This window comes from Acidovorax sp. HMWF018 (assembly GCF_003061035.1).
Taxonomy (GTDB): Bacteria; Pseudomonadota; Gammaproteobacteria; order Burkholderiales; family Burkholderiaceae_C; genus Acidovorax; species Acidovorax delafieldii.
Genome location: NZ_QAIM01000595.1, coordinates 6,941 through 9,034 on the forward strand (window position 1 = coordinate 6,941; position 2,094 = coordinate 9,034).

At 67.0% G+C, this 2,094-nt stretch carries 2 protein-coding genes; both read left to right on the forward strand.

Annotated features, from left to right (window positions below; all coding sequences use genetic code 11):
* Positions 1-1,611: conjugal transfer protein TraG (locus tag DBR23_RS25320; protein WP_233250740.1), on the forward strand; the 1,611-nt coding region annotated here is incomplete at its 5' end.
* A complete protein-coding gene (locus DBR23_RS25325) occupies positions 1,608-2,072 on the forward strand; it encodes a ribbon-helix-helix protein, CopG family (RefSeq protein WP_003111089.1) in 465 nt (154 codons plus the stop codon). The genes DBR23_RS25320 and DBR23_RS25325, both read left to right, overlap by 4 nt.
* Positions 2,073-2,094: the final 22 nt, after the last annotated feature.

Consider the following 2,094-nt stretch of genomic DNA (forward strand, 5'->3'; position numbering starts at 1 on the left):
CTGGGCCAGCATGACCGCCAGTACCTGCGGCATGAAGGCCCGGAACATGTCCTGACCTTCGCGCCCACGCGCTCCGGCAAGGGCGTGGGCCTGGTGGTGCCCACCTTGCTGTCCTGGCCCGCATCCGCCGTCATCCACGACATCAAGGGCGAGAACTGGCAGATCACCGCCGGCTGGCGCTCGCGCTTCTCACATTGCCTGCTGTTCAACCCGACCGATGCGAAGTCGGCGGCCTACAACCCGCTGCTGGAGGTACGGCGCGGCGCGCATGAGGTGCGCGACGTGCAGAACATCGCGGACATTCTGGTTGATCCCGAAGGCGCGCTGGAGAAGCGAAACCATTGGGAAAAGACCAGCCACGCACTGCTGGTCGGGGCCATCCTGCATGTGCTCTACGCGGGCAAGGACAAGACGCTGCGCGGCGTCGCCAACTTCCTTAGCGACCCGGCCAGCCCCTTCGAGCTGACCTTGCATCGGATGATGACCACGCCGCACCTCGGCGATGGGGCGCATCCGGTCGTCGCGTCGGCGGCGCGTGAAGTCCTCAACAAGAGCGACAACGAACGCTCGGGCGTGCTGTCCACGGCCATGTCGTTCCTCGGCCTGTACCGCGATCCCACGGTGGCCGAAGTCACTTCGCGCTGCGACTGGCGCATCGCAGACCTGATCGCGGCAGCGCATCCTGTGTCGCTGTACCTGGTGGTGCCGCCTTCGGACATTTCGCGGACGAAGCCGCTCATTCGCCTGATCCTCAACCAGATCGGTCGGCGCCTCTCCGAATCGCTCGATGGCTCCGATGGCATCGAGCGCCGCCACAAGCTGCTGCTGATGCTCGACGAGTTCCCGGCGCTGGGGCGCTTGGACTTCTTCGAGACGGCACTGGCCTTCATGGCCGGATACGGCATCCGCAGCTTCCTCATCGCGCAGTCGCTCAACCAGATCGACAAAGCCTACGGCCAGAACCATTCGATTCTCGACAACTGCCATGTGCGCGTGACGTTCGCCACGAACGACGAACGCACCGCCAAGCGGATCTCCGAGACGCTGGGCACGGCCACCGAGCTGCGTGCCCAGCGCAACTACGCGGGCCATCGGCTCGCGCCGTGGCTGGGCCACCTGATGGTGTCGCGCCAGGAGACGGCCCGCCCGCTGCTGACGCCGGGCGAAGTCATGCAGCTTCCACCCGACGAGGCAGTGGTGATGGTGTCCAGCATGGCGCCGATCAAGGCGAAGAAGCTGCGCTACTACGTGGACAGCAACTTCAAGCGTCGCGTGCTGCCGCCGCCCGCGCTGGCGGACGGGCAGTACGCCGACGCGCCGCCATCGCGGCCCGATGACTGGAGCGGGCTGGCGATTCCGCTGATGCCGGCAGCACCGGGCACGGCATCCGCCGACGACTTGGACAGCACCGACGACGGCGGCCCATGCCGTCAGCCCGAACTCTCCGAAACCGTCGCCTACGACCCCGTGCTGGCCGCGCCTGCGGCCGACCTTGGGCTGCTCGATGACGACGACGACCTGCCGCTTCCCCTTCCTCGCCAGCTTGATCCAGCCATGCAGCGCACGGCCCGGCTGGCTTCCCTCGACCCCAACGACGGAATCGAGCTATGAGCCACTACCGCCTGAACCTCTTTATCCAGCCCGAGCACGCCAAGCGGCTCGATGAGCTTGCCGCCAAGAAAGGCGTGTCCAAGTCGTCCATCGTCGCGGCGGCGCTCGCATCGTGGCTGTCGCCCGATGCCGCCGACCAGCGCGAAGCGGCCATCGCCAAGCGGCTGGATCGCCTGTCGCGCCAGGCCGAGCGCATGGAGCGCGACCAGAACATCGCCATCGAAACGCTGGCGCTGTTCATTCGCTACTACCTCACGGTCAGCACACCAGTCCCCGAGGCGCACCAAGACGCGGCACGCGCGCAGGGCAAAGCGCGCTTCGAGCAGTTCACCGAGCAGCTTGGCCGCCACCTGCTGCGGGGCCGCAGCCTGGTGCGCGACGTGGTGGAGGAACTGCATCCCGACCCGATGCGGATGGAAGACGCGGCGGCAGCCGCGCAAGCGCAGGAGCGTGCGTCATGAGTGCCGTTCCGCAGTCCATGAC

What these genes read in the sequence shown, in the direction of transcription:
- DBR23_RS25325 (WP_003111089.1), top strand. Translation starts at nt 1,608, where the DNA reads ATGAGCCACTACCGCCTGAACCTCTTTATCCAGCCCGAGCACGCCAAG.